This window comes from Variovorax sp. P4_D9 (assembly GCF_056401695.1).
The window spans coordinates 1-4,856 of sequence record NZ_JBFUIU010000670.1 but is presented as its reverse complement, the minus strand read 5'-3'; the positions used below and the strand labels follow the sequence as shown (position 1 = coordinate 4,856).

4 protein-coding genes are annotated in these 4,856 nt (G+C 64.2%); 2 read left to right on the top strand and 2 right to left on the bottom strand.

Annotated features, from left to right (window positions below; all coding sequences use genetic code 11):
- A partial coding sequence (locus AC1DY5_RS42210) for a UvrD-helicase domain-containing protein (RefSeq protein ID WP_478120385.1) occupies positions 1-956 on the bottom strand: 956 nt, incomplete at its 3' end.
- The gene (locus AC1DY5_RS42205; RefSeq protein WP_478120384.1) at positions 946-2,673 is read right to left on the bottom strand and encodes an ATP-dependent nuclease; all 1,728 of its coding nucleotides are present in this window, start codon (positions 2,671-2,673) and stop codon (positions 946-948) included. The genes AC1DY5_RS42205 and AC1DY5_RS42210, both read right to left, overlap by 11 nt.
- A 437-nt stretch (positions 2,674-3,110) precedes the next feature.
- On the opposite strand from AC1DY5_RS42205, the gene AC1DY5_RS42200 reads away from it, so the two are divergent.
- Positions 3,111-3,449: a helix-turn-helix domain-containing protein gene (locus tag AC1DY5_RS42200; RefSeq protein ID WP_478120383.1), complete on the top strand. Its 339-nt coding sequence runs from the start codon at positions 3,111-3,113 to the stop codon at positions 3,447-3,449.
- Positions 3,450-3,458: 9 nt separating this feature from the next.
- Positions 3,459-4,793, top strand: coding sequence for a type II toxin-antitoxin system HipA family toxin (locus tag AC1DY5_RS42195; protein WP_478120382.1), 1,335 nt, complete (start codon positions 3,459-3,461; stop codon positions 4,791-4,793).
- Positions 4,794-4,856: the final 63 nt, after the last annotated feature.

Genomic DNA, 4,856 nt, shown 5'->3' with positions numbered 1-4,856 from the left:
GTCATCACGCTGGACGCGAATTCTGCGAGCTGCGATAGAGGGCTGAGCCCTCCGAGGTCGAACTGGCTTGCGAAGCTGACCAAGTCGCGTAGGTCGACAGCTTCAACGGCCATGGCGCCAGGTGTCTGGCTCGTGAGCTGATAGCGGCCCCGTGCGTTGATGGCGTCGCCGATGATGAGCACGGTGCCTTGTGCGTTGGGCGCCTCGGTCCTCGCGGCCATCAGGCGCTGCTGAACTTCGGTTCCGGCGATCAGCTGAACCCAGCGGACTTCACCCGGAGCCGTGCGCAAGTCCACCGGCCGTCCCGCCTGAAGTTGCTGCCGCACGGCGAGCAGCCACTGGCCAAGGTTCTCGGTGCCGGCCTGTCGCCAGCGCCATGGCGTACCCAGTTCGCCCGCTACCGGAAACTCGGCTTGCACTTCGTTGGCCCAGTGCACCAGTCGATTGCCGCGAAATCCAAAGATGGCCTGCATCGGGTCGCCGAGCACGCAGGTCGGCAGCGACTGCGCCAAGCCTGAAACAATGGCGTGCTGGACAACGTTGCAGTCTTGGTACTCGTCGACGAGTAGCCGCGAGTAGGTTGCTCGCAGAGGTTGAGCAAGGTGACCGGCGAGAAGGAGTTGCCTAGCGGCCTCACGAATGTCGGGGTAGTCAGTGTTCGGTCGGTGGAGCTCCAGGATTTGGGGGTTGTGTCCGCTTCTTGCTGGGAACTTGGCGATGAGCCTCATCGCGAACCCGTCGATGGTGGAGACCCGGTAAACGGAGTTTGGGACGCCAGCGCGACGCAGCCGCGCGCGAAGGGCCGCCACGCCCGCGTTCGTGTGAGTGAGCACGAGGATCGGCTGACTCTGCGTGTGTGTCGAGAGGGTCTCAGCAATCAGCTGGGTCTTCCCGCAACCTGCGGGGGCGGTGACCGAGCCGCGTTCGATGGCAAAGAGGTCGATTTCAGGCGGCACTTGTGAACGCCCACAGTTGGTCGGTGACCCCCTTGAAGGCGGGCTCAGCCTGTTCCAAAGCCGGCCAGACGATGTCCTTCGCGACCTCCTGGTAGGTCGTCAACGACTTGAACCATCCGCTGTTGCGGATGCGGGATGCGGCACCTAGCAGCTCCCGCGTCGCCGGCGAGTAGCCTCCCCGTTGCCGCTCTACCCGTACGTCGGTCAAGGTACGGCGTCCTTCAGACTTGGACCGGATGTGGTCGTTCATCAGCTCGACGCCCACGATTTCTTCGGCTTTCGCCAGAAGGGCGTCGAGCGCATGGTCGCTGAGGTGGCGGAAGAGTTCGTCCTCCAAGGTCAAGCCGGCCCGCCAAGTGAGAATCTGCCCCCCAGCAGCCACGAACGCTTCGGCGACGCCGGCAGAGCAAGGCTTGTCGGCATCCACGAACACGAGCGCTCGATAGCCCAGGTTCCGCAAGGCGGTTCCACGGGCGAAGCTGTTGTCAGGACTGCCGCCACCGGCGTTAACGTACGCTCCGCCGTTGGCCAGGAACGAGCGTGCCCCTGCGCTAACCCACGCTTGGTCAAGCCCGCGCGCGAAGCCGACCTCACTCGCCCCTTCGCACACGATGACGGACCTTGCCAGGAACGCCTCCGGGTCGAGCCTGAGAGTGCTCTGCACTTCGTTGGAGGTCCCGGCGGTCACCACACTGTGTCGACCATGCACTGGCATGACGACGAACAGTTGATTGCCAGACAGTTCGCGAAGCGCGACAGGTGAGTGCGTCGTCAGGAAGACCTGCAGCGGAGTGGTTGCATCCTTCGCCCCTAGGGAGTCGAGGAACAGCATGAGCCGATGGGGCTCAAGCCCATATTCCACCTCGTCGACCAGTGCAATCGGCGCCGAGCCTGCCGCGGCCCTCTGAAGCCCCGCCACGAGCAGGCGTGACGAGCCAGTCCCGAGGGAGCGCAGCGGAATCCCCGACTCTCCATGCAACGCAATGGCGCCCTCGCCGATCGACACGGAGTGCGCGTCCAAGAGTGCCTGCGGCATAGCACCGACTGGGACGCCGAGATTCTGGGCAGTCTGCCTCACCACCTCCAACGTCTGGGTCAGATGCGCGGCTGCTTGTCTCCCAAAGTTTGTCCTCGCCTGCCTGGCAGCGAGCGCAAGTTCGGCGCCGAGCTCCGCGCGCTCATCGGTAAGCCGATTGAGCACCGAACTGCGGCTCCACGACAGGTTGGAGCTCGCGAAACTTCCGATGCGGGCAGGCGCCACAGCTGCTCGCTCCTTCCAAGGAAGGGACCGCTCGAGCTGCTGCTGTTCCGCGCGCTCGGAGAAGAGCGTCCACGAGGGCTCCAGGTCCGCGCCAACCTGGAGACGCAGCGTGATGACGGTCTCTAGACCTATCCGCGGTTCGTCTTCGACAGCGTTCGTTGCGGTATCGAATCCGCGCAGGAACTCGCCGTAGAAGTCAATGTCCATCAAGGACGGCGAGAGATCGCCTAGCGTCACGCTTATGGTGATTGGCGCCTCTACATTCATGGCAAAGAAATCCATATCGCCGAACGCACTGGTGCGACGTGCACCGAGGCAAAGGTCAATCGCGTCGAGGACGGTGGATTTTCCGCTATCGCCCGGCCCGATGAGGCAGTTGACGCCTGCGGAAGGCGACCAGTCGAGCGCCTGAATGGACCTGAAGTTTCGAATTTCGAGATGTCGAATGCGGGCCATCGGGGCTCCAGAAGGGTGACGGCGGTTAGTGTCCTGAGGACTGCGCCAAAAGCCCATGATTTTCACCTCCCCGTCCATTACGGTGCCTGCATGGGTTGCTCCTCCGAGTATCGACTGACTCGCGAGAAGTCGGCGCGGTGAATGTCCGCTACCGCTGCGTGCGGACATCGGCCCCAATTTGCTCGACAGACCGCAACGGGCCCGGTCCTGCCTGTCGTCAACGACAACCGAACGGTAGGTAAGCAGTCTAGCGCTGTCATCCGGGCGATCGCTCGGCACGGACGGTGACCGGATCGTCCACGGGGCCGGCCGGTGGTAGGCCTCTCCGACGATCTTCATTGTCATCGACGAACTTTATTCTTTTCCTTCAGACTGTCGGGATTGCGCGGGGCCGCCGACCGCTAACTAACGCGCCATATTTGGCGTATTATTCGGCCATGTCCGCACTCTCGATCCGCGCCGAAACCGGCGTCATCGCCCTCGCAGAGACGTTGCGCGCCCTGCGGCTGCAGCGCGGCGAGTCGCAGGCCCTGGCCGCTCAGCGGATCGGCGTGAGCCTCAGGACCTACCAGCGGATGGAATCGTCAACGCCAAGCGCCGGCCAGGCTGGCGTTCCTGCCGGCGGCGTGGCCATCGGCGACTTCATCATGGCGCTCGAGGTCTACGGGGTCGACGTCGTCGCCGCGCTGACACAGCTACACAGACAAGCTCCAGCCACCTCACGGGAGCGCGGCCGCACGCCGAAGCCCCATCCTGCCGCAACCCTTCCCTCTTGACGCACGTCCATGCGCAACTCCACGCCCTCCGCCGACGCCAAGTCCGTCCCCGCCCGCCTGTTCGTGCACATCGACCGGCCGGACGGCGTGCACCCGGTGGGCGAGATGCGCTTCGACTCCTCGATCGTGGGCGGTTTTTCGGCCAAGTTTCGCTACGCGTCCGAGTGGCTCGCGGACGAGGCGCGACGTTTCGCCTTGGACCCGATCAACCTGCCCTTGACCGCATCACCCCAGTGGATCGAGACCGACGACAAGTTCGTGCGCCTGGGTGTCCTGTTCGACGCGGGCCCCGACATGTGGGGCCGCCAGGTCATGCGGCACAAGACCGGTATCGCGAACCCCGCCGAGTCCGCCCTGCTGCTCATGGGCCGGGGCAACGGCGTGGGCGCCCTACTCTTCTCGACCAGGCCGGATCTGAAGCGAGCGGACCTGCCCGGGTTCGACACGCTTCCCCTGATCGAGGAAGACCTCTATCGCGTTCACCAGGCGGCACACAACATCTTCGCCACCACACCCATGCCCGAGGACCTGGAGGGCCTCCTGGCGGGATCATGGTCGATCGGCGGCGCGCGCGCGAAAGCGGTTATGCGCGATCGGCACAATGGAATTTGGATCTGCAAGTTCAGCGAGCCGGGCAGCACCATCGATCGACAACGCGTCGAATACGCCAACCTGCGCATGGCCGCCGCCATCGGCCTCGAAGTGCCGGAGGTGCGCCTGGTCGAAACCGATCTGGGCTCTGTCCTCCAGGTACGCCGTTTCGACCGCAATGCCGATCTGCAGCGCCTGCATTACGCCAGCGCCATCTCGCTCGTAAGCGCGGTCCCCGAAGACAAGCGCCTGACCAGCGCGCGCGACCAGCGAGTCTTCTCCTACGCGAACCTGGCCCACATCGCTTCGACGGTTTCCTCCGACCCTATCAACGACCGCAGCAACATCTTCGCGCGGATGGCGCTGAACGTCGCCGTCAAGAACACCGACGACCACCTGAAGAACACCGGCTTCATCGAGTCCGAGTCGGCGGGCCTGAAGCGCTTGCGTCTCTCCCCCGTATTCGACGTGGTCACTCAGCCGTCATCGCACCACTACCTGCGCATCGGCTCGAAGGGTCGCGTCGGCACCATCGAAAACGTCCTTTCCGAGTTCGACTACTTCAAGCTGACCGAAAGAGGCGCGTATGCCATCGTGGACCGGGTCTACGACGTGGTGGCGCACCGGAATCAGTTCTACGAGGAGGCGGGCCTGAGCGGCCGCGACATCGACGCCCTGGACAGCCTCATCGAGCCGATCGTGCCGGCGGCGGCCGACGAGATCGAAGTGGAGCGGGCCGACGCTCCAAGATGAAGTCCGAAGAAAGCTACCGATGCCCAATCACGCGCTGAAATCGATTCTCCTGCCTTCTCCGGC

Coding starts and splice junctions, on each gene's coding strand:
- AC1DY5_RS42205 (WP_478120384.1), bottom strand. CDS start 2,673: ATGGCCCGCATTCGACATCTCGAAATTCGAAACTTCAGGTCCATTCAG.
- AC1DY5_RS42200 (WP_478120383.1), top strand. CDS start 3,111: ATGTCCGCACTCTCGATCCGCGCCGAAACCGGCGTCATCGCCCTCGCA.
- AC1DY5_RS42195 (WP_478120382.1), top strand. CDS start 3,459: ATGCGCAACTCCACGCCCTCCGCCGACGCCAAGTCCGTCCCCGCCCGC.